Source organism: Pseudomonas sp. 37 R 15 (assembly GCF_900004865.1).
Taxonomy (GTDB): Bacteria; Pseudomonadota; Gammaproteobacteria; order Pseudomonadales; family Pseudomonadaceae; genus Aquipseudomonas; species Aquipseudomonas fluorescens_AM.
This window is the reverse complement of the sequence record NZ_CVTV01000048.1, coordinates 15464-37667: the sequence shown is the minus strand read 5'-3', so window position 1 is coordinate 37667 and position 22204 is coordinate 15464. Positions and strand designations below refer to the sequence as shown.

Below are 22204 nucleotides of genomic sequence, written 5' to 3'. Positions count from 1 at the left end.
ATTCCTCATAAGTTACTCAAGGCCCGGGTGATGCCGATGAATGCCGGCCCCCCGAGCACGATCAGCAAGGCGGGAAACAGAAACACCATCATCACCACCGACATCTTCGCCGACATCTTCGACACAAATTCCTGGATGCGGGTCAGGCGTCGGTCGTCGAGCAATTGCTTGAGCGCCAGCAACGACTTCATCGCGCCGGCGCCCTGATGCACCAGTTGCTGGAGGATGATGCAGGTGTCGGTGAACTCATCCACGGCCAGCAGCCTGGCGGTCTTGCCCAGCTCTTCACTGAGCTCAAGGCCGGAGTCGACCCGGTTCAGGATCAGCCGCAATTCATGGGTCAGCGCCGGCAGCAGGCGTTGCGCGTCGATGCTCAATACACGCAGCGCCTGTTCGACCGCCATGCCCGATTCGAACAGGATGCGCAGCAGTGGAATGAACGTCGAGACTTCCTGGGAGATGCGCTGCTGACGGGTCTTGGCCAAGCTGGCCAGGATGCGCTTGGGCAACAGGTAGCCGATGCCGAGCGCGATCAGGGGCACCAGCCACGGCGAATCACCCTTGGGCACCAGCACCTGCTGAGTGATCAGGGTCACGATCAACAGCAGCACCGGCGTGCCGATCTGGAAGGCAGCGAACATCGAGCGTTGGCTGGCTTTGCGCCAACCCACGCGGTTGAGCAGCGTCTGGGTTTCGTTGTCCAGGCTGACCGAACGTTGCGCGAGCGGGCTGTTGCCCAACTGCCGCATCATCGCACCGAGGCGGTGTTCGCGGCCCATCCGGCCTTGCAGGCGCTGGGCAACCAGGCGCTGACCACGCCGATGTCTGATCAGGTTGGCCAGCACCAGCGCCAGGGCGGCCAGAAACAACATGGCGCTGATCAGCAACGAAATGGCCATCTCACACGCTCCGCAACATGCGCCACAGGGTGAAGCAACCGAGCACCTGCATGGTCAGGGCGACGAATAACAGCAGGCGACCGGTGCCGTCGTTCCACATGGTCATCAGGTAGGCCGGGTTGACCGCCAGGAAATAGCCCACCATCGAGATGGGCAACGCGGTGAGCACGTAGGCGGTGACCCGGGTTTCGCCGGTCAGGGCGCGAAGCTGGCGCGCGGCTTGCTCGCGCTCGCGGATCATCTTGATCAGGTTTTCCAGCAGCTCGCTGGCATTGCCGCCGTAGCGGTGATTGACCTTCAAGCCCAGGGCGAACAGGCGGAACTCGTCGCGTTCGTAGAATTCGGCGAAATCGTGGGCGGACTCCGGCAGGCTGACGCCCAGTTGCACGTTGCGCCGGACTCGGCCCATGGCTTTTTTCAGCGGGTCTTCGGTCACTTCGATACCGCCCAGCACTGCGTCGGCCAGGGTGCGTCCGGCCTTGAGGCTGCGCACGGTGTGGTCGAGCAACTGCGGCAATTGTTCGATCATGCGCTTGATCCGGCGTTGATAACGCCAGGCGATGTACAGGCGCAGCAGCACGGGAGGCAACATCAGCATCACCAGCAGGCCGAGCCAGCCGGCGAGCATCAACCCCAGCACCGCGCCCAGGCCCCAGGCGGTCAGCCACAGCCCCAGGCTGTCACTGGGTTTGCCCAGGCCGGCGCGCAGGAACATGCGTTCCACGCCGCTCCAGGACACGCTCTCTTCGACGAGCTGCGGCTGGCCTTCGGCGAGGCGGTCCAGTACGCGTTCGGTCCGGGCGCGGCGCACGCCGTTCTGGAATGAGCAGATCGACAGGCCGATAAGCATCACGCAGATGAGTAGCAGGATGGCCCCTGTCATGCTCGATTCCTCTCCAGGGCTAGACCGCTTCGCGGCGCAGTTTTTCGCCAGCCGGGTTGAGCGCCTCGCGCACGAAGCCGAAGCCGGTGCGCCGGTCATGGCGAAACAGGGTGTTGGTCACGTACACGTCTTCGCGGATGCCCACCACCTCGACCACTTCGCTGACGCAACGACGACCGTCCGGCAGGCGGGTCAATTGGACCACCACATCCAATGCCGCGCAGATCATCTGGCGCAGGGTCTTTTCCGCGACCACGCGACCGGTCAGGCCCACCAGGGTTTCCAGGCGCAGCAGGGCATCGGCGGCATTGTTGGCGTGCACGGTGCTCATGGAACCGTCGTGGCCGGTGTTCATCGCGGTGAGGACATCGAGCACTTCCACGCCGCGAATTTCGCCCAGGATGATGCGGTCGGGGCGCATGCGCAGGGCGTTGCGGATCAGGTCGCTGGCCTTGACCTCGCCATGGCCCTCGGCATTGGGCGGACGGGTTTCCAGGCGCACCACGTGGGGATGGCCCAGTTGCAATTCGGCTACGTCCTCGATGGTGACGAGGCGTTCATGGGGGTTGATCAACTGGCTGAGAATATTCAGCAGCGTGGTTTTGCCGGTGCCGGTCCCGCCGCTGATGAGGATATTGCAGCGCTTGCCCACGGCCTCCTGGAAGAAGTCGAAAATGTTCTGGTCAATGGTCTGCATGGCCACCAGGTCGCTGCTTTTGAGCATGTCCTTGCGAAATTTTCGAATCGACAGGCACGGCCCGTCCAGGGCAATCGGCGGGATGATCGCATTGACCCGGCTACCATCGGGCATGCGTGCGTCGACCATCGGCGACGACTCATCCAGGCGCCGCCCCAGCGGCGCGAGGATGCGTTGCATGACACGTTCCACATGGTGCGCGTCGATAAAGCGCAGGTCGCTCTGGTGCAGCAGACCGTCACGCTCGATAAACACCCGGTGCGGGCCATTGACCAGGATTTCGGTGACGCAGGGGTCGCGCAACAGCACTTCCAGCGGGCCGAAACCGGTCAGTTCGTCGACGATTTCTTCGGCCAGGCGCTCCATCTCGTAGCGCGAGATCGCCAGGTGCATGCGGTTGATGTACTCGGCGACTTTGTCGATGACAAATTGCGCCAGGGATTGGCGCGAGCCTTCCAGCAGGTTTTTCCCCGACTCTTCGATGGCATCGATGATGTAGCGGTGCAGCACCAGTTTCAGGCCGTCGTGGTCGGTGGCGCCACCCAGGCCCCGTGCGGGGGCGCCGAAGAGTTTTTCGCTGGTCATTTATCGGCTCCCAACAAGCGATCCAGCCAGCGGCTGGGTGATTTCCGGTTGGCGTCTTGCGAACGTTTCGCCAGGCGCTCGCCCAGGGTTTTGAGCGCCTGAGTCAGGGCTTCGCGCGGTGTCAAGGCAAACAGGGTCTGCCCTTGGTTCTTGGCGTTCAGCCGGACCTCCGGGCTCAGTGGCAACACGGCAATCACTTCCAGGCCGAAGCTTTTGCTCAAGGCTTCGGCGTGCGGCGCACAGCTTTTGATGTAGCGATCAATCAGCAGTCCGGCATGGTCGAGCTTCATGCCTTTCTCGCGCCACAGATTCAGTACGGCGAGGTTGCGCCGGCAGTCCAGTACGCTCTGATCGGTGTACCACAGCAGTTTGTCGCAATGGCTGACAAAGGTGCGCAGGGCCTCGCTGTCCGGCTGGCCGGCAAGGTTCACCACAATGTGCTGGAAGTGATGGCGCAGCGCACTGAGCAGCATGTAGAGCTCGGCGGCGCTGGTGCGCTCCAGGGGCTCGTCGTTGGGCGCGTAGGCGAGAATGCGCAGGCCGCCTTCGGCCGAGGTAAAGGCGCTGTTGATCAGGGTGGTGTCCAGTCGCCTCAGGTGGCGCAAGGCATCGCCGAAGTTGAACGAGCTTTCCAGGCCCAGCAGCGCCAGGCTGTCACCGCGTGGCAGGCCCAGGTCGAGCAACAACGTCTGCTGGCCGCTCTTTTGCACCACCAATGCCAAGTGGCTGGTGAGCAGTGCGCCGTCGGAACTGCTCTGGGTGCCGTAGAGCACCGAGAGGCCCCCCAGTTGCGTGTTGGTTGCGACCGGGGGCAGGCGCTTGCTCAGGCGGCGTACAAGGCCTGCGACTTCGCTGGAACGCGAGCCGTAGGCGACGAAGTCCCGCGCCCCGGCGCGCATGGCATTGAGTACCAACTGGTTGTCCATGCCGTCCCCGAGGGCGACGATGGCCAGCATCGGCTTGGCTTCCAGCGCGCCCTCGATCAGCGCGCTCTGGGCCACCAGGTGCTCGCGGTCAAGGCCTATGAAGACCAGGTTGGCGAAGGTTACATCGACCAGGGCGAGCAATTCATCGAGGGTGCCGCTGCCGGCGCTGACCACTTGGCCAAGGGGCGCCAGCGCGCCCTGCAGCCACTCCAGGTCGGTGGTGTTGCGGGTGATTGCCAGGAACGTCTGGCTCAGGTTATCGCTCATTGAGACAACCCGTTGAGACGGTCGAAATTGCCGTTTTCCAGGAAGAACAGGCGGTACCAGTTCGGGTCGTAGTTGCGCATTTTCTCACCGGGCAACGACGGCAGCCGGGCATTGGCCGCCAGCGGTTGCACCAGGTGCGGCGTGACGATCATCAGCAGCTCCTTGTCTTCGCGCCTGACCGAAGAATCGCGAAAGAACGCTCCCAGGATCGGGATGTCACCCAGGCCGGGAAACTTGCCGATGTTGGTGGTGGTGTTGCTGCTGATCAGGCCGCTGATCACAAAGCTTTCGCCGTCGGCCAGGGACACGCTGGTATCGGTACGGCGGATGGTCAGGGCCGGCACGCGGATATTTTCGATGACCACGGCGTTGGTGTAATCCAGCTCGCTGACCTCCGGCGCCACCTTGAGGGAAATGCGATTTCGGTCGACCACGGTCGGGGTGAGGGTCAGACGGATGCCGAACTCCTTGTATTCAATCGAGATGCTATCGCTGCCGCTGCTCGGCACCGGCACCGGTATTTCCCCACCGGCGAGAAAGGTTGCGCTTTGCCCGCTCATGGCAACCAGGCTTGGCCGGGCAAGGGTGTAGGCGAAGCCGCTGCTTTCCAGGGCGTTGATCATCGCCGAGACGCGACCACCGCCAAAGCCGATATTGAAGGTGTCCGCGCTCACCGGCAGTTTGAAGGTGCTGGGTGTGGGGAACAGCAAGTTCGGGCTGCCCAGGAAAAAGTTGTTGCCGATGCCGAGGATCTTGGTGCTTGCCTCCTTGAGTTTGGTACGGCTGACTTCGACGAAGCGGATATCGGTCTGTACCTGGCTGGGCAGCAGCGGATCATCGGCCGGCGACAGCGACAGGCTGGTCAAGGCGGTGTTGGCCTTGCCCTTGACGAAGACCATGCTCTGGCGTGGCGTGGTCGAGCAGGCGGTCCAGACCATCAGGCTGGTGGTGCCCGAGCCGACGCCGGTGAGCAGGAAGGCCCGGTCGCCATTGAGATGAACGTCGGCGATTTTCGGATCGCCAATGGCCAGGCGCGTGATCGCTACCGGCGATTGCAATTGCTGTTGCAGGCCCTCGCCGACCGACAACGCGGCGGGCAGTTGTCCAAGGCTGGCGCAATTGCCCGCAGCGGCCACGGCCAGGCTCATGGACAGCTGCGACAGCAACAGGGCACAGGCGATTTTCCGCGTGAACACCGGTATGAAACGTCGGTTCATGCACAGCATCCTTGTTCAGTCGGGTGTTTGTTGGGTTGCTTGAATGCCACGGATCACCTCGACACCGGCCCGGCGTGGGGCGCTGCTCTGGGCCACTTTCCTGGGGGCCTGGGCGAAGGCCAGTTGCGTGAACTGATAAAGGTCGCGGTTAGCGTTCTGCAGGTTGCCCGGCGCATCGCCTTCGCCGGCCCAGTAGCGGCTCAGCAAGTGTTCGTCGGCGCTGCGCACGGCCAGGCGCAAGGTGCCGGCCTGGGTGGCCAGCATCAACCGGCTCAACAGCTGTTCGGGCACGGCCAGCACCACCGTGCGCGAGGGGGCCTGGCGTTGGGCTTTCTGTTCGGCGGTGAGCGCGGGAGGTGAGGCGGGGGTGCCGTCGTTGGTCAGGCCCATCTGGTCGCCGACACTGAGCAGGCGCATGGCGGGGATCACTACTTGGGCCGATTGTTCAAGGTTGGCGGCGTCCTGGCGCAGGTACAGCAGCGCGTCCACATAATCGCCAGGGCTCAATTGACCGGCGGCGCCAATCACTTCATCGACGGCGACCGCCAGGGCGCGTTCATCCGCACGGATCATGCGCGCCAGCGGCCCGCCGGGGGTGAAGCTGTCATCGTTCAGCCAACTGCCGGCGCTGAGTGCGCGCCACGGTGTACGGCCGATGGCCTGGTCGACACTGCTCATGCTGCCGGCCGGTGCCGTGCGCAGTTTTTCGATGCTCAGATCAGCCGCAACCAGGGGGACGAAGGGGGGCACATCGTGGGCCAGTACGACTACCGACTGACGGGTCTGGTCCTCCACCACGGCAACGGCTTGTTCGACGGGAGCAGCCGCTGGTGGCGGTGGCGGCGCCGGAGCGGGCTCACGGCTGAGGACCAATCCCCAGTAACCGGCAAACAGCGCACCGACCAGTAACACACCGGCCAGTACCATGCTCAGACGCGTGTTCATGACGGCTCTCCTTTTCCTGTTGCACGACGGCCCGCATATCCAACAGGCAAATTTCGCAACTTGGCAGCGATGAACGGTGACTAACTATTTCGCTATTTGACGGTAGTTCAGCTAGGACGAAATGCCATTACTGGCAGAAAGATTTCTTCAGGATGTAGGGCGATTCCTTTGAAAACACCTGTTTAAGAGGTCAGAAATGCACCTATTACTTTATGACTAATCAGTTCTTACAGTTGTGAAGGCGGGCTTTGTTGACAATGCTGAAGTGGCACATCGCGATTACCGTGCGGTACCAGAATTAAGGCGCCAATCGCCTGAGGAGAAGTGTTATGTTCCTTGCTCTGCTGATGAAGCTTTACGTTCAACTCCAATTGTTGTTTCATCGTAAAGACGGCGCGACAGCAATCGAATACCTCATACTTGTGGCGATTGTAGCGCTGGTGATACTCGCCGCCGGGACAACGCTGGGGCCACAGATCACTGCCTTCTTTACCAGGATCGGTACAGCAATTACTCCGTGAGTTCCCGTTGTTGATTGGTCAGGTCGTGCCCATGAATGCTGCTGTATCTCCCCGCCAGCAAATCCTGTTGGTGGACGACGAAGAAGATGCCCTCGTTGAACTGGCGGAGTCGCTGGAGAACGAGGGCTTCGTTTGCTTTACCGCCACCTCCGTGACGTTCGCCCTGCAGGAGCTCACCCTGCACCCCGATATCGCCCTGGTCATCACCGACCTGCGCATGCCCGAGGAAAGCGGTATCTCCTTGATCAAACGCCTGCGCGAGCACACCTCGCGTTCCCACCTGCCGGTTATCGTGATGTCTGGCCATGCCGAGATGGACGACGTCAGCGATATGCTGCGCCTGCAGGTACTGGACTTGTTTCGCAAGCCCATCTATCTGATGCGGCTGATCGATACGCTCAACAGTTTGTTTCCCCTGACAGCAGCTACAAGCTTCAAGCCTTAAGCGGCAAGTGGGTTTCCCGTATTCCCGCTTGCAGCTCAAGGCTTGGAGCTTGAGGCTTGGAGCTTGAGGCTCTCGTCAGAGCTGATAACTGAAGCTCAGCGTATACCGCGCACGTCGGTTGAAGCTGTCCAAAGCGATGTCCGACATCGGCTTGGCGGCTTCCAGGGCGATGTTGTAGTACTTGTTATCGCCAAAGCGCAAACCCACTGCCGCCGAGGACATGTCGCTGGCCTTGACCGGCAGGTCGTTGAACCAGGTCTTGGCGCGGTCGAGCACCACATAGGGTTGCAGCACCTTCACCCAGTCGCCGGACCGGTTGAAACTGTAGTTGACCTCGTACGCCACGCCCCATCCCTTGTCGCCCGAGCCTTGGTCGTCGGGGTAGCCACGGCCGAAGTTCTGCCCGCCAAACGTGGCGCGCTCGCTGTCGGGCAGGGTGTTGTCGCTCCAGTAGAGTGCGCCTGAAAGCACGCCTTGCCAGTTGTCGAAGAACTTGTCGCTTTGTACGCCGGACAGGCGCAGGCGGAAGAAGTCGAGGTCCGGTTTGGCCACGTCCAGGTCACTGCGCGCCTTGGCGCCCAAACCGTCGATGCCTTGATACAGGCCGCCGGTGAGGATGCGCAGCTGTCGCGCGTCGGCCTTGCGCCAGTCGCCCTCGAACGCCAGGGCACGCAGGTTGGATTCGATATCGAAGCGCAGCGGGTAGCCCACCAGTTTATAGCGAGTGGTCTGGTCCACCGCGTACAGGCGCGTGCCCAGGGTGAGTGACTCGGTGGGCGAGGCAATGAAGGGGTGGCTCAGGCCGATGGAGTAGCGATCGATCGACTGATGGGGTTTGAGTTCGAAGCCGCCGTCCAGTTGCACACGGCTGTGGGGATCGGCGCGATAACGCTCCGCGGCGAGTGCCCATTGGGTGCCCTCGGCATTGATGAACTGGTTGTAGTCCACGCGGTAGTAATGCTCTTTGTCCTCGCCTGGCGGGAACAGGCCACTGAGGCTCAGCTGTTCGCCCAGGGAGGTTTGCGCATTGCTGGTGGCGCTGAGCAACGCTTGGGTGCCGCCACGGCTTTTCTGCACCAGGCTCATGCTGGTGGTGAAGGGTTTTCGGCTGGCCTGGATCTGCATGTGCGTGGCGCCATCGGTGGTGCCCGGCGGCGGCACTTGCGCCTGTACGGTGAGGCCGGGGATGCGGCTCATCAGGGTGGTGTAGCGCTCGAAGGTCTTGCGCGTGAGTGGGCGTTCGGCCAGGAGTTTTTGCGCCAGTTTGTCGACATAGACCGACACCGCACCGATGTCGCCGGTCTGCTGGTAATCCTTGATGTAGCCTTCCACCAGCACCACGCGGACCAGGCCGTTTTCGAAGGTCTGTTGCGGCAGGAACGCGTAGGACAACAGGTAGCCGTCCTGCTGGTAGCGACGGGTGATGCCCCGGGTGGCTTCGATCAATTGCGCAAGATTGGTCTCATGGCCAATCAGTGGTGCATAGACCTGGGCCGTCTCGGTGAGCGGATAGACCGTGCCACCTTCGATCTGCAATTTGCGGATGGTCACCCTGGTGTCCATCAACAGTGGCTGGCCGGCAGTGGGCGGCGCTACAGGCACCTGGGTGTGCGGCTTGGCCGGTCGATAGGCGTCGGCGGGCAGGTTGGGTACCGGCAAGGTGCGGATGGTGTCGTTGCTGTTGAGGAAGTTGGGAAGGGTCTCGGCCTGGGCGTAAGCACTGAGGGTCAGCAGGAACAACGGCGTGAACACGCGCATGGGACACTCCTTGGTCAACTGCGGCAGCCCATCAAAAAGACGAGAGACTGACTCCGTGTCTCTCGTCTCAACCAAGCGTAGGCGCCGCGGGGGAGACCGTCTAATCGGCCAGGTGCATTTTCTATCTGCCGGTCAGGCCGTTCACCAAACCGCCCAGGCCTCCGGTTGCTGCAGTGCCGCCGGTGCCGCCGTTGCCGCCTGTGACCAGGCCGCCCACTGAGCCTACCGTATTGCCCACGGCGGTTACGGTGGTGCCCAGGGTCGTGGTGACCGGGTTGGCGCTGGCTGTGCTCAGGTTAGTGCCCAGGCTGCTGACGGCGCCGCCGACTTGGGTCACCAGGCCATCGACCGGAGCGCCGACGCCGGTGGTGGTGCCGATGTTTTGCGTCAGTGTCGTGACGCCGGATGTCACTGGGTTCAAGGCTGCGCCGACATTGGTGGCCACGGTTGCGACCGGGGCGGTGGCGCCGGTGTTGGCGACACCCGTGCCACCCAGTACGCTGCCCACCGAGGCAATGGTGTTGCCCAATGCGCCGCCGGTCACACCGGCTGCACTGACGGTGCCGTTGGTATTGCCGACGTTGAGGCCGGTGCCTGCGTTGTTCACCAGGCTACCTGCCAGCTCCGGTATACCGGGGGCTGCGGCGCCGCCGGTGGGCGCGACATAGCCGCCGGACGTGTCGAGCGTGCCGCCTACGCCCGTCAGCACGCTGGCGACGAGAGTGGTCACAGGGTTGCCTGTACCGCCGGTACTGGCGACCTGGGTGCCGAGGCCAGTGACGGCGGCGCCCACTCTGTCCACCAGGCCGTTGACAGGTGTACCCAGACCGGTCGCATTGCCGAGGTTGCCGGTGGTGTTTTCCGCCAGCGAAACCACCGGCACCAGTACTCTGCGGTTCAGGGTGCCGGTCATGGAGCCCAATGGACCGGTGGTGCTGGCGGTGCTGAGGGTATCGCCGAGCATGGTCACCGTAGTGCCCACGTTATCCACCACGCCACCGGCTGCGCTGCCCACGCCGCCTGTCAAACCGCCGACAACGGGGACACCGCCGAGGGTGGTCGACAGCGATCTGCCGGTGGTCGACAGGCCGCTGCCCAAATCGGACACGCCGTTGCCGACACCCGCGACAGTGATGCCCAGCGAGTTGCGGTTGGTGCCCAGGGAGCCCAGGCCATCGGTGACGCCCGTGCCAATGCGGGTGACGGCGGTGCCGGCCGAGGTGACCAGGCCGCCTGCCGTCGTGCCGACAATGGGGACACCGTTCAAGGTCGAACCGAGATCACCCACCGCTGCGCCTACATTGCCCACCGTGGTGCCGAGGGTGCCGACGATTTGGCCAGTGACGAGCGGGGTGGCTGTCGAACCTGTTCCGCCGCCAGTGCCGTCGCCAGTGCCACCACCGGTACCGCCACCGGTGCCGCCACCGGTGCCGCCGCCAGTGCCACCGCCTGTACCACCGCCAGTGCCACCGCCTGTACCGCCGCCAGTACCACCGCCGGTGCCACCACCAGTACCATCGCCTGTACCGCCACCGGTCCCACTGCCAGTGCCATCGCCTGTACCACCACCGGTACCGCCGCCAGTGCCACCACCGGCCCCACCGCCAGTGCCGTCGCCGGTGCCACCACCCGTACCGCCACCGGCACCTGCGCCGGCATCCGGCGATGACGCCGCCACGCTTGATTTGTGCCCGCCACCACCGCTGCTGCAGCCGCCGAGGCTCATTGCCAGAATCACCACCAGTGCGGTACTTGCTTTCCAGAACACCACTTGAGTTTTCATGATTGAGTTCCTTGCACCTGGTACAACCTTGGTTGTTTCAAACGTTCGCTGTTTCTTCGGCTAGCGATACGTTTGTCCGTGTGATTAATCACAGACCCGGGCCGGTTTTCTCGCAACGCTCAACTTGGTATTAACGATTTATATACATAAGGTTTTAGTCGGCTTAAGCGCTAATGCGAACGATATAAAATCGATAAGTTCAGAGATTTTATTTCATATTATTCAATGAGTTAAGTAAAAAAGCGGACCCTGTAGCGTCCGCTATAACTTAAGATGTATATATACAATTAAACAGTGCGCTTCAGGCAATCGGTTGCCACTTTCCGAGCATATGCTCAATAGCCCCTGCGCCGTTCAACACCCACTCGCCACTTGAACCGGCGCCACTGGTCATCAGTATCACTTCGCCGGGCAGGCGCACGGGTTTTTTGAATTGAACTCCAATGTCGACATTGGCGAGCGGCAGTTGCTCGCCCATCGCCGCCAGGGTGCGTGCCTTGTTCCACAGCCCGTGAGCGATGGCCTGGGGGAAGCCGAACAGCTTGGCCGTCGGTGCGCTGAGATGAATCGGGTTGTAATCGCCGGACACGCGGGCATAGCGTCGGCCGATATCGGCGGGAGCTTTCCAACGGGTCAGCTCGCTGAGGGGGGCGTGCACAGACAACCCATGATCCACGGTCTCGCCCGCAAGCTTCACACCACGGCATAACATTGTGCTTTCAGCTTCCCAGAGCAACCCCAAGGCGTCCTCGACCACGGTCATCACATCGAAGGTCGCGCCCTTGGCGTGGGGCTTGAGATTGCACGTATACACGCCGACGGTCAGCTCACTCACACCGCCCAGGGGCCGATGCACGCGAATGCGGTTGCTCAAGTGGATCAGCCCCAGCAACGGGAATGCAAAGGTCTTGTCGGTCAGCAGCTGCATCTGCAGGCCGAACGCCAGGATATGCGGATAGGTCGGCGGCAGCATCGGGCTGTCGGCAAACCCGCAGACCTTGCGGTACGCCGCGACAGCCTTGGGATCGACGCGCACCTGGCAACGCAAGCCATGTTCGGGCAGTGCGCTGCCGGTGATCTTGCGCTTGAGTGCCGCGCGCCAGTACAGCGGTGGTAGAAACGGTGTGCTGTCCACTGTCTGCCATTGCATAGTCACGCTCCCAGAAGACTTTGCCCGCACACCCGCAGTGCCTGGCCGCTGACGGCGCCCGACCCCGGCTGACTCAGCCAGGCCACGGCTTCGGCCACATCCTGCGGCACGCCGCCCTGGCCCAGCGAGCTCATGCGCCGGCCGGCCTCGCGCAGGGCGAACGGGATATGCGCGGTCATCTGGGTTTCGATAAAGCCGGGTGCGACGGCATTGATGCTGATCCCACGGGTTTTCAACAGCGGTGCCCATGCCTGGGCCAATCCGATCAGCCCGGCCTTGCTCGCGGCGTAGTTGGTTTGCCCGCGATTGCCGGCGACGCCACTGATGGAGGCCAGCAGCACCACGCGGGCATTGTCGTGCAGGGTGCCGCTGTCGAGCAGCGCCTGGGTCAGCACCTGCGGCGCATTGAGATTGACCGCCAGCACGGCGTCCCAGTATTCCGGGGTCATGTTGGCCAGGGTCTTGTCGCGAGTGATACCGGCGTTGTGCACCAGAATATCGAGGCCGTCGGGCACGTGTTCGATCAACTGCGCGGCGGCGTCCTCGGCGCAGATATCCAGCGTGAGGGTGCGGGCGTTCAAGCGTGCGGCCAGGGCGTCGAGGTCGGCCCTGGCTTGGGGCACATCCAGCAGGATCACCTCGGCGCCATCGCGCACCAGGGTTTCAGCGATGGAGGCGCCAATACCACGGGCGGCGCCGGTCACCAGCGCCCTGCGCCCGGCCAGCGGGCGCGTCCAGTCCTCGACCGGCGTGGTGCAGGCCTCCAGGCGAATCACTTGCCCTGAGATATAGGCGCTCTTGGGGGACAGGAAAAAGCGCAACGCGCCCTCCAGCTGGTCTTCGGCACCCTCGCCCACGTACAGCAACTGCAACACACCGCCGCTGCGCAGCTCCTTGGCCAGGGAACGGCTGAACCCTTCCAGGGCGCGCTGGGCGCTGGCGGCGAACGGGTCGCTGAGGCTTTCCGGCGCCCGGCCAAGAATCACCAGGTGTGCGCTGTGATCGAGGTTTTTCAGCAATGGCTGGAAAAATTCGCGCAGTTGCTTGAGCTGGTCGGTGTGTTGCAAGGTACTGGCGTCGAACACCACGGCCTTGAGTTTGGGACCGTGCCCGGGAATCCACGCCGGCGCGTCCAGCGTTTGGGCGCCATAGCTGTACAGCGCATCGGTGAGTTTGTTGGCAAACGGCAAGACTTTACTCGCCAGCGCGCCACCGCCCAGCAGCAGCGCACCTTGCACCGGGCGCAGGCGCCCGGCTTGCCAGCGTTCCAGGCGCACCGGTGACGGCAGGCCAAGGGCGGCGACCAGGCGATGGCCGAGGCTGGAGTTGGCGAAGTCGATATAACGGTCAGACATGGAACGCTCTCCGAAGACTGGGGTTCAAAGGGTTGACCATCCCAGGGTAGCAGGCGTTCGACTAGGCTCAGTGATCTAGCCCATAACAGACAGAAGGAGCTTTCCATGACTCAATTGCGCCGTGTGGCGATCATTGGCGGTAATCGCATTCCCTTCGCCCGCTCCAATGGCCCATACGCCACCGCCAGTAACCAGGCGATGCTCACCGCCGCCCTGGAAGGCCTGATCGAACGTTTCAACCTGCACGGCCTGCGCATCGGCGAGGTGGCGGCGGGCGCGGTGCTCAAGCATTCCCGCGACTTCAATCTCACCCGCGAATGCGTGCTCGGCTCGCGCCTGTCGCCGCAAACCCCGGCCTACGACGTGCAGCAAGCCTGCGGCACCGGGCTGGAGGCGGCCTTGCTGGTGGCCAACAAGATTGCCCTGGGCCAGATCGAGTGCGGCATTGCCGGTGGGGTGGACACCACCTCCGATGCGCCGATTGGGGTCAATGAAGGCTTGCGCAAGCTGTTGCTGCAAGCCAACCGCAGCAAGTCCATGGCAGATAAGCTTAAAGTCCTGTTACAACTTCGTCCGCATCACCTCAAGCCGCAGCTGCCGCGCAACGGTGAACCGCGCACCGGGTTGTCCATGGGCCAGCACTGCGAGCTGATGGCGCAGACCTGGCAGATCCCTCGCGCCGAGCAGGACCAGCTTGCACTTGAGAGCCACCAGAAAATGGCCGCTGCCTACGCCGAAGGCTGGCACAACGATTTGCTCACGCCGTTTCTGGGCCTTACCCGCGACAACAACCTGCGCCCCGACCTGAGCCTGGAAAAGCTCGCAGCGCTCAAGCCCGCGTTCGAACGCAGTGAAAAAGGCACGCTCACCGCCGGCAACTCCACGCCGCTGACCGATGGCGCATCGCTGGTGCTGTTGGGCAGCGAGGCATGGGCCAGGGAGCGCGGTTTGCCGATCCTCGCGTACCTGCGCGATGGCGAAGCGGCGGCGGTGGATTTCGTCAACGGTGCCGAAGGCCTGCTGATGGCGCCGGTGTACGCCGTACCGCGTCTGTTGGCCAGGAATGGCCTGACGTTGCAGGACTTCGACTACTACGAGATCCACGAAGCGTTCGCTGCCCAGGTGTTGTGCACACTCAAGGCCTGGGAAGATGCCGATTACTGCAGGACGCGCCTGGGCCTGGAGGCGCCGCTGGGCGCCATCGACCGCAGCCGTCTCAACGTCAAGGGCAGTTCACTGGCCGCCGGGCATCCGTTTGCTGCTACCGGTGGGCGTATTGTCGCCAACCTGGCCAAGTTGCTGGATGCGGCGGGCAAAGGGCGTGGCTTGATTTCGATCTGCGCGGCGGGGGGCCAGGGCGTGACGGCGATTATCGAGCGCTGAGCGTCAGAAAAATTGGCCTATTGAACGCATTCTTCGAGGGCCAGAGGTCGGTAGCCTCTCCCACCGGCGCGCCGATTGCCGTATAACGAGTGCCACACGCGTGTTTGGTAATACAGGACCCACAATAAAAGCTGATGAAGACTCCTAAACGCATTGAACCCCTGATCGAAGACGGTCTGGTCGACGAAGTGCTGCGCCCACTCATGAGTGGTAAAGAAGCAGCTGTTTATGTGGTGCGCTGCGGCAACGAATTGCGTTGCGCCAAGGTTTACAAGGAGGCGAATAAACGAAGTTTTCGTCAGGCGTCCGAATACCAGGAAGGCCGCAAGGTCCGTAACAGCCGCCAGGCCCGGGCCATGGCCAAGGGCTCCAAGTTCGGCAAGAAAGAAACCGAAGATGCCTGGCAGAACGCCGAAGTGGCGGCGTTGTTCCGCCTGGCCGGGGCGGGCGTTCGCGTGCCCAAGCCGTACGACTTTCTTGAAGGCGTGCTGTTGATGGAGCTGGTGGCCGACGAGTACGGCGATGCGGCGCCGCGTCTGAACGACGTGACGCTGGAGCCGGACCAGGCGCGCGAATACCACGCCTTCCTGATATCCCAGATTGTGCTGATGCTGTGTACCGGGCTGGTGCACGGTGACCTGTCCGAGTTCAACGTACTGCTCACGCCGACGGGCCCTGTGATCATCGACCTGCCCCAGGCGGTGGATGCGGCGGGTAACAATCATGCGTTCAATATGCTGGAGCGGGACGTGGGCAACATGGCCTCCTACTTCGGGCGCTTTGCCCCGGAGCTGAAGAAGACCAAGTACGCCAAGGAAATGTGGGCGTTGTACGAAGCCGGCACCTTGCACCCGGCCAGTATCCTCACCGGTGAGTTCGACGAGCCGGAAGAACTGGCGGACGTGGGCGGTGTGATCCGCGAGATTGAAGCGGCGCGGCTGGATGAAGAGCGCAAGCAAGCGATTCGCGCGGCGGATGATGCGCCATCGACCAAGACGGCAGAAGAACCGCCGCCGCCCTGGATGCAGTGAACTTCGGGTCGATGAAGATCAAAATGTGGGAGGGGGCTTGCTCCCGATAGCGGTGTGTCAGTCACTGTATGTGTTGACTGAACCACTGCATCGGGGGCAAGCCCCCTCCCACATTGGTTTTGTGTGCAGCCAGTCAGGTGCAGCACTTGCCTGAAGTCAGCTCCTTGAGGAATTGGACAATCCGGCCAATGCTCGCCCCTGGATGCAGTAACGTTCGGGTAGATGAAGATCAAAATGTGGGAGGGGGCTTGCCCCCGATGGCGGTGTATCAGTCAACGCATGCCTGACTGACAAACTGCCAGCTCCTCCCACATTGGATTTGTGTGCAGCCAGTCAGGTGCAGCACTTGCCTGAAGCCAGCTCCTTGAGAATCGGGCAATCCGGCCGGTGGTCGCCGTGGCAGTGTTCCACCAGGTCCTGCAACGTATCGCGCAGTTGCTCAAACTCGCGAATCTTCTGATTCAGCTCCTCGATATGCTGGCGCGCCAGGGCTTTCACGTCGGCGCTGGCGCGCTGCCGGTCCTGCCACAAGGTCAGCAGCTTGCCGACTTCTTCCAGCGAAAACCCCAGGTCCCGCGAGCGTTTGATAAACGCCAGGGTGTGCAGGTCTTCGGCGCCATAGATGCGATAACCGCTCTCGGTGCGGTGGGCTGCCTTGAGCAGGCCGATGGATTCGTAGTAGCGAATCATCTTCGCGCTCAGCCCGCTTTGGCGAGCGGCTTGGCCGATATTCATGGGCGTAGATCCTCCAGGTCCTTGGGTTTCCAGGTTTTCAGCAGCAGCGCATTGCTCACCACACTGACGCTGGACAACGCCATCGCCGCGCCTGCCAGCACCGGGTTGAGCAGGCCGAAGGCCGCCAGCGGGATGCCGATCAGGTTATACACAAAGGCCCAGAACAGGTTCTGGCGGATTTTTGCGTAGGTCTTGCGGCTGATCTCCAGGGCCGCCGGCACCAGGCGCGGGTCGCCGCGCATCAGGGTGATGCCGGCCGCGTGCATGGCCACGTCGGTGCCGCCGCCCATGGCGATGCCAATATCGGCCGCGGCCAGGGCCGGTGCGTCGTTGATGCCGTCGCCGACCATGGCCACCACGCCGGTTTTCTTCAGCGCGGTCACAGTGGCGGCTTTGTCGGCGGGCAGCACTTCGGCGTGTACGTCGTCGATGCCCAGAGCCTCTGCGACCACCCGCGCGCTGCCGCGATTATCGCCGGTGAGCAGGTGGCTGCTGATGTGCTGCGCCTTGAGTTGCTGCACGGCGTGCAGTGCGCCGGGCTTGAGTGTGTCGCCAAACGCGAACAGGCCCAGCACGCGGGGATGTGCACCTTGTTCGATCAGCCAGGACAGGGTGCGACCTTCGGCTTCCCAATCCGTCGCGCGCTGACTCAGCGGGCCGGCGTCAAGGCCGGTTTCTTCGAGCAGGCGTCGATTGCCCAGGGCCAGTTGCCGACCGTCAAGGGTGCCGGCGATGCCACGTCCGATCAGGGACTGGCTGGCACTGACATCAGCCAGGTCCAGACCCTGTTCGTCACAGGCCTCCAGCACAGCCTTGGCCAGCGGGTGCTCGCTGCCGCGCTGCAGCGCTCCCGCCTGTTGCAGCAGCAGCGACGTGTTGCCGTCCACCGCCGCGAGATGGGCGATTCTCGGCGCGCCAGAGGTGAGGGTGCCGGTCTTGTCGAACACCACGGCGCTCACCGCATGAGCATGCTCCAGCGCCTCGGCGTCCTTGATCAGAATGCCGTGGCGCGCGGCGACGCCGGTGCCGGCCATGATCGCCGTCGGCGTCGCCAGGCCCAGAGCGCACGGGCAGGCGATCACCAGGACCGCGACCGCGTTGATGATTGCGCTCTCCAGGGGCGCGCCGTACAGCCACCAGCCCGCCAGGGTGAGCAGTGCCACTACCAGCACCGTCGGGACGAACACCTGGCTGACTTTATCCACCAGTTTCTGAATCGGTGCCTTGGCGGCCTGGGCGTCCTCGACCAGGCGGATGATCCGGGCCAGCACGCTTTCCGCACCCAGGGCCTGGGTACGCACCAACAGGCGACCTTCACCGTTGATCGCGCCGCCGGTGACCCGGTCGCCCGGTCGTTTCGGCACCGGCAGGCTTTCGCCGCTGATCAGCGCCTCATCGGCATGGCTCTGGCCATCGACGACTTCGCCATCCACCGGGAAGCGTTCGCCTGGCTTGACCATGACCAGGTCACCGAGCGTGAGCGCGGTGATGGCGACCTCTTCCTCGCGCCCCTCGCGTACACGGACTGCCCGCTCGGGGCGCAACGCTTCGAGGGCACGAATGGCACTGGCGGTCTGGCGCTTGGCGCGGCTCTCCAGGTATTTACCCAGCAGCACCAGCGCGATCACCACGGCCGAAGCTTCGAAATACAAATGCGGAGCGGGCCTGGTGAGCCATTGATAGACGCTCAGGCCGTAACCGGCACTGGTGCCGATCGCCACCAGCAGGTCCATATTGCCCGCGCCGGCGCGCAGGGCTTTCCACGCAGCACGGTAAAAACGCGCACCGATTATGAATTGCACCGGCGTCGCCAGGGCGAACTGGACCCAGGCGGGGAGCATCCAGTGCAGGCCGAAGGGTTCGACCAGCATCGGCAGCACCAGGGGCAACGCCAGCGCGATCGCCAGCATCAGCGCCCAGCGTTCGCGATGCAGGCGCCGGGCTTGATCGGCCTGGGTGGTGGTTTCAGCTTGGGGGAGGCTTGCGGTGTAGCCGGCTTTGTCGACGGCGGCGATCAGGACGCCGGGATCCATCTGGCCGACAGTTTCAATATGAGCACGCTCGTTGGCCAGGTTGACGCTGACACGTTGCACCCCCGGCACCTTGCCCAGCGCACGCTCCACGCGGCCGGCGCAACTGGCGCAGGTCATGCCGCCGATGGGCAGGTCAAAGGTGGTGGTTCCATTCATGGGGCAGTCCTCCAGAAGACAGTGCCCCTAGGATCAACCTTGACCTGTGGGTAAGGTCAAGTGCCTTTGGTTTCCCAGCTTAATATCCCAACTCGGCGGCTTTGAGGTACATCCCATCCGGGCCCTGGGCGATACGCAGCTTGCGCACGTCACCGGCCTTGAGCGTGATGTTCTGGGCGGGCGGGGCGAGCATGCCGGGCAGACAGCCTGGCGATTGCCCCGGCAGCAGTTTCAGGCGCAGTGACACATTGCCGGCAGGCAGGTTGAATGAAGTGGACTCTTCCTGAAACAGGCGGCCGGCCAGTTGATCCTGGATATACAAGCCGATTTCACAGGTGGTCGGCACTTCCAGGCGCTCCCGGGAAATGATCAGCACCGCATAGTCTTGAGCGGGGGCAACGGCAGAAAAACTCATCAGGCCGGCAAGGGCAAGAAACGACCAGCGCATGGCGAATGCTCCGTGGGTCACATCGATAAAGTTCAAGCTTGGCCGACGTCGCCGCCGAATACCAGCCCGGCCGACGTTTCTTAAACTTGACCTTACCATCATGGCAAGGTCGAGGCTGGGTTCAACCTCATCCAAGGAGTCTTGTCATGCAAATATTCAATGTTGAAGGAATGACCTGCGGCCATTGCGTTCGGGCGGTGACTCAGGCGGTGCGGAGCCAGGATGCAGATGCCGAGGTGACGGTCGACCTTGCGGCGAAGCAGGTCAGGGTGCAAAGCCAGCTGGCGCGCGAAGCCATCGCACAGTTGATCAAGGAAGAAGGCTACACCGTGGTCTGATTTTTAATAGTTAGCGAGCTATCTTAATGTTCAAGGTACCCAAGCGCGGCTAGACTGTCAGGCTGCCGACTCACTTGGGTGCCTGATGAACCTTCGCATAATTCTGATCCTCGGCGCCTTGAGCGCCTTCGCGCCGTTGGCGATCGACTTTTACCTGCCGGGCTTTCCGGCCATCGCGAGCGCTTTTGCGACCGACGAAAAACACGTCCAGCTGACCCTGGCGGTGTATTTCGGTGGGTTGGCCATCGGCCAATTGATCTACGGCCCGCTGGCCGACCGCTTTGGCCGGCGCGTGCCGCTGCTCAGCGGTGTCACACTGTTTACCCTCGCGTCCTTCGCCTGTGCCTATGCGCCGTCCCTGGAATGGCTGATCGGTGCGCGCTTCGTGCAGGCTCTCGGCGGTTGCGCGGGCATGGTGATCTCGCGGGCGGTGGTGAGTGACAAATGCGACGCCGTGGGCTCGGCCAAGGTGTATTCGCAACTGATGCTGGTCACCGGCCTGGCGCCGATCCTCGCGCCGCTGGCGGGTGGGCTGATGGTGGGGCTGTGGGGCTGGCAGTCGATTTTCCTGGCGCTGTCGCTGTTCAGCGTGATGGCGGCCATTGCGGTGGCGGTGGGCTTGCCGGAAACCTTTCCGGCGCATCAGCCGCGTCAGCCGTTGTCCGGCTCGTTGCGCCGTTACGGCGCGCTGTTGTCGGACCGGGTTTACCTGGGCTACGCCCTGACCGGTGGCATCTCGATTGCCGGGATGTTTGCCTATATCGCCGGTTCACCGTTCGTGTTCATCAAACTGTATGGCGTGCCCGCCGAGCATTATGGCTGGCTGTTCGGCTCCAACGCGGCCGGTTTTATCCTGGTGGCGCAGTTGAATGCGCGGTTACTCGCCAAACGCGGCCCGGCGTTTTTGCTCTCGCGTACGGTGTGGGTCTACGTGGCGGCGGCGCTGACGCTGCTGGGGATTGCAGCACTGCGCACCGAAGCCCTCTGGCCGTTGCTGGTGCCGCTGTTTATCTGTATCGCCAGCCTGGGTTGCATTCTGCCCAACACTTCGGCGTGCGCCATGAATGGGCAAGGCGCGCGCGCCGGCAGCGCCTCGGCGTTGCTCGGTTGCATTCAATTCGGTGTGGCGGCGGGGGCGGCATCGTTGGTCGGGGTGTTGCACGACGGCACGGCGATGCCGATGGCCATGGTCATCAGCCTGTGCGGGGTGCTGGCGGTGACGATTGCGATGGCGACCTTGCGCCTGCAACGGGCAAGGGCCGCGCAGGCGCAGGCGCAGGTCTGAAGGGCGATCAGCCGGCGGCGCGTTGCTGGCTGAGTGGAAAACGGTGGGGGGCCTGGATGCGGGCTTGCAAGGTGTCGACAAAGGCACGGGCCTCGGCTTCGGTGTGAAAAATAATCGACCGCTGGTCCAGGCGGACCTCCCATTGGGATTTTTTTGCTAACGCTTTTATCAGGATCTTCATTGCTGACTTCCTCACGTAAAAGAATCGTGGCAAAGGCGGCCAATATAAACCCGCATGCGCTCCCAGAGATGACAAAGGTCAACTCTCGGACTAATGGTGTCGTCCATTACCTACAGAAGTAACAGACGACACTGACAGCCGTTTTCTAGAACCCCTCTAACACGATCTTGCCCTTGGCCTTGCCGCTTTCCAGCAGCGCGTGGGCACGGCGCAGGTTCGCCGCATTGATCACGCCGAAGTGCTCGCCGAGTGTGGTCTTCAGGGTGCCGGCGTCGATCAGCGCGGCCACGCGGTTGAGCAAGTTGTGCTGCTCGATCATGTCCGGGGTCTCGAACATCGAGCGGGTGTACATGAACTCCCAGTGCAGCGACAGGCTCTTGCGCTTGAGCGAGCTCACGTCCAGCGCCTTGGGGTCGTCGATCAACGCCAGCTTGCCCTGGGGCTGCAGGGCTTCTACCAACTGGTCCAGGTGAAGGTCGGTCTGGGTCAGGCTGGCGACGTGGGTCACTTGCGGGTGACCGGCGTGTTTGAGCGCCTCGCTCAGCGGCTGGCTATGGTCGATCACCAGGTCGGCGCCCAGAGCCTTGGCCCATTCCTGGGTCTGCGGGCGCGAAGCGGTGCCGATGACTTTCAGCGCGGTGAGCTGGCTGGCCAGTTGGGTCAGGATCGAACCCACGCCACCCGCTGCGCCGACGATCAACAGGCTCTGGCCCTGGTCCTGTTTGCCCTCGGGTATTTGCAACCGTTCGAACAGCAACTCCCAGGCGGTGATGGCGGTCAACGGCAGCGCCGCGGCTTCGGCAAAGCCCAGGCTCTTGGGCATATGGCCGACGATGCGTTCATCCACGGTGTGCAATTGGCTGTTGCCGCCCGGGCGAACCAGGGAGCCGGCGTAGAACACCTTGTCACCGGCCTTGAACAGCGTCACTTCGCTACCGACCGCCTTGACCACGCCGGCCACGTCCCAGCCGAGCACCTTGGCGGCGCCGTTTTCCGGGGCGACGTTCTGGCGCACCTTGGTGTCCACCGGGTTGACCGAGATGGCTTTGACCTCCACCAGCAGGTCACGCGGCCCGGCGACGGGTTCGGGCAGTTCGATGTCTTGCAGGGCGTTCACGTCGCTGATGGGCAGGGAGGTGTAATAGGCGATGGCTTTCATGATTTCTCCAAGTAAATGCGGTCA

21 protein-coding genes are annotated in these 22204 nt (G+C 63.0%); 6 read left to right on the top strand and 15 right to left on the bottom strand.

Going from position 1 to position 22204, the window contains the following annotated elements; all coding sequences use genetic code 11:
- Window positions 1–5: 5 nt before the first annotated feature.
- From BFQ04_RS14515 to cpaB, 6 genes are read right to left on the bottom strand one after another with little or no spacing between them, the layout of a single operon-like run.
- Complete coding sequence (locus tag BFQ04_RS14515) at window positions 6–899, bottom strand: type II secretion system F family protein (protein ID WP_083217989.1); 894 nt, start codon at window positions 897–899, stop codon at window positions 6–8.
- Between the two features lies 1 nt (window position 900).
- Window positions 901–1782, bottom strand: coding sequence for a type II secretion system F family protein (locus tag BFQ04_RS14510; protein ID WP_065951421.1), 882 nt, complete (start codon window positions 1780–1782; stop codon window positions 901–903).
- A gap of 19 nt (window positions 1783–1801) precedes the next feature.
- On the bottom strand, window positions 1802–3064 hold the full coding sequence (locus tag BFQ04_RS14505; protein ID WP_065951420.1) for a CpaF family protein: 1263 nt from the start codon (window positions 3062–3064) through the stop codon (window positions 1802–1804).
- Window positions 3061–4257 carry a pilus assembly protein gene (locus BFQ04_RS14500; RefSeq protein WP_065951419.1) on the bottom strand — a complete coding sequence of 399 codons (1197 nt, stop codon included), beginning with the start codon at window positions 4255–4257 and terminating at the stop codon, window positions 3061–3063. The genes BFQ04_RS14505 and BFQ04_RS14500 overlap by 4 nt, the downstream gene beginning before the upstream one ends.
- Complete coding sequence (locus BFQ04_RS14495) at window positions 4254–5474, bottom strand: type II and III secretion system protein family protein (protein WP_065951418.1); 1221 nt, start codon at window positions 5472–5474, stop codon at window positions 4254–4256. The genes BFQ04_RS14500 and BFQ04_RS14495 overlap by 4 nt, the downstream gene beginning before the upstream one ends.
- 15 nt (window positions 5475–5489) lie before the next feature.
- Window positions 5490–6419 carry a Flp pilus assembly protein CpaB gene (cpaB, locus tag BFQ04_RS14490; RefSeq protein ID WP_065951417.1) on the bottom strand — a complete coding sequence of 310 codons (930 nt, stop codon included), beginning with the start codon at window positions 6417–6419 and terminating at the stop codon, window positions 5490–5492.
- Window positions 6420–6748: 329 nt separating this feature from the next.
- Between cpaB and BFQ04_RS14485 the strand changes: the two genes are divergently transcribed.
- Together BFQ04_RS14485 and BFQ04_RS14480 are read left to right on the top strand one after the other, a co-directional pair.
- Window positions 6749–6940 carry a Flp family type IVb pilin gene (locus BFQ04_RS14485; RefSeq protein ID WP_065951416.1) on the top strand — a complete coding sequence of 64 codons (192 nt, stop codon included), beginning with the start codon at window positions 6749–6751 and terminating at the stop codon, window positions 6938–6940.
- Window positions 6941–6971: 31 nt separating this feature from the next.
- The gene (locus BFQ04_RS14480) at window positions 6972–7385 is read left to right on the top strand and encodes a response regulator (protein WP_065951564.1); all 414 of its coding nucleotides are present in this window, start codon (window positions 6972–6974) and stop codon (window positions 7383–7385) included.
- Between the two features lie 75 nt (window positions 7386–7460).
- On the opposite strand, the gene BFQ04_RS14475 is transcribed toward BFQ04_RS14480, so the two are convergent.
- From BFQ04_RS14475 to BFQ04_RS14455, 4 genes are all read right to left on the bottom strand, one after another.
- On the bottom strand, window positions 7461–9143 hold the full coding sequence (locus BFQ04_RS14475; protein WP_065951415.1) for a ShlB/FhaC/HecB family hemolysin secretion/activation protein: 1683 nt from the start codon (window positions 9141–9143) through the stop codon (window positions 7461–7463).
- A gap of 121 nt (window positions 9144–9264) precedes the next feature.
- Window positions 9265–10926, bottom strand: a complete 1662-nt coding sequence (locus BFQ04_RS14470) for a collagen-like triple helix repeat-containing protein (protein ID WP_083217988.1) — start codon at window positions 10924–10926, stop codon at window positions 9265–9267.
- Window positions 10927–11227: 301 nt separating this feature from the next.
- Entirely contained in the window at window positions 11228–12076 is an 849-nt protein-coding gene (locus BFQ04_RS14460; protein WP_065951412.1) for a MaoC/PaaZ C-terminal domain-containing protein, read from the bottom strand.
- Between the two features lie 2 nt (window positions 12077–12078).
- Entirely contained in the window at window positions 12079–13431 is a 1353-nt protein-coding gene (locus BFQ04_RS14455; RefSeq protein WP_065951411.1) for a 3-oxoacyl-ACP reductase, read from the bottom strand.
- A gap of 105 nt (window positions 13432–13536) precedes the next feature.
- Here BFQ04_RS14455 and BFQ04_RS14450 point away from each other — a divergent pair, with 105 nt between their 5' ends.
- A complete protein-coding gene (locus BFQ04_RS14450) occupies window positions 13537–14814 on the top strand; it encodes an acetyl-CoA C-acetyltransferase (protein ID WP_065951410.1) in 1278 nt (425 codons plus the stop codon).
- Window positions 14815–14948: 134 nt separating this feature from the next.
- On the top strand, window positions 14949–15845 hold the full coding sequence (locus BFQ04_RS14445; RefSeq protein WP_065894635.1) for a PA4780 family RIO1-like protein kinase: 897 nt from the start codon (window positions 14949–14951) through the stop codon (window positions 15843–15845).
- A gap of 333 nt (window positions 15846–16178) precedes the next feature.
- Here BFQ04_RS14445 and cueR read toward each other — a convergent pair whose 3' ends face one another.
- The 3 genes from cueR to BFQ04_RS14430 form a co-directional block, all read right to left on the bottom strand.
- Window positions 16179–16580 (bottom strand): Cu(I)-responsive transcriptional regulator, encoded by a 402-nt coding sequence (cueR, locus tag BFQ04_RS14440; protein ID WP_065951409.1) that lies wholly within the window; start codon window positions 16578–16580, stop codon window positions 16179–16181.
- Window positions 16577–18769 (bottom strand): heavy metal translocating P-type ATPase, encoded by a 2193-nt coding sequence (locus BFQ04_RS14435; RefSeq protein WP_065951408.1) that lies wholly within the window; start codon window positions 18767–18769, stop codon window positions 16577–16579. Before BFQ04_RS14435 ends, cueR begins: the two co-directional genes overlap by 4 nt.
- Before the next feature lie 79 nt (window positions 18770–18848).
- Complete coding sequence (locus BFQ04_RS14430) at window positions 18849–19217, bottom strand: hypothetical protein (protein ID WP_065951407.1); 369 nt, start codon at window positions 19215–19217, stop codon at window positions 18849–18851.
- 146 nt (window positions 19218–19363) lie between these two features.
- On the opposite strand from BFQ04_RS14430, the gene BFQ04_RS14425 reads away from it, so the two are divergent.
- A complete protein-coding gene (locus tag BFQ04_RS14425) occupies window positions 19364–19555 on the top strand; it encodes a heavy-metal-associated domain-containing protein (protein WP_065951406.1) in 192 nt (63 codons plus the stop codon).
- A gap of 85 nt (window positions 19556–19640) precedes the next feature.
- Window positions 19641–20840: a multidrug effflux MFS transporter gene (locus BFQ04_RS14420; protein ID WP_065951405.1), complete on the top strand. Its 1200-nt coding sequence runs from the start codon at window positions 19641–19643 to the stop codon at window positions 20838–20840.
- 7 nt (window positions 20841–20847) lie between these two features.
- Here the strand turns inward: BFQ04_RS14420 and BFQ04_RS29680 are convergent, their stop codons facing one another.
- Together BFQ04_RS29680 and BFQ04_RS14415 are read right to left on the bottom strand one after the other, a co-directional pair.
- Window positions 20848–21021 (bottom strand): hypothetical protein, encoded by a 174-nt coding sequence (locus tag BFQ04_RS29680; RefSeq protein ID WP_164485079.1) that lies wholly within the window; start codon window positions 21019–21021, stop codon window positions 20848–20850.
- Between the two features lie 145 nt (window positions 21022–21166).
- Entirely contained in the window at window positions 21167–22180 is a 1014-nt protein-coding gene (locus BFQ04_RS14415; RefSeq protein ID WP_065951404.1) for a zinc-binding alcohol dehydrogenase family protein, read from the bottom strand.
- Window positions 22181–22204 lie beyond the last annotated feature (24 nt).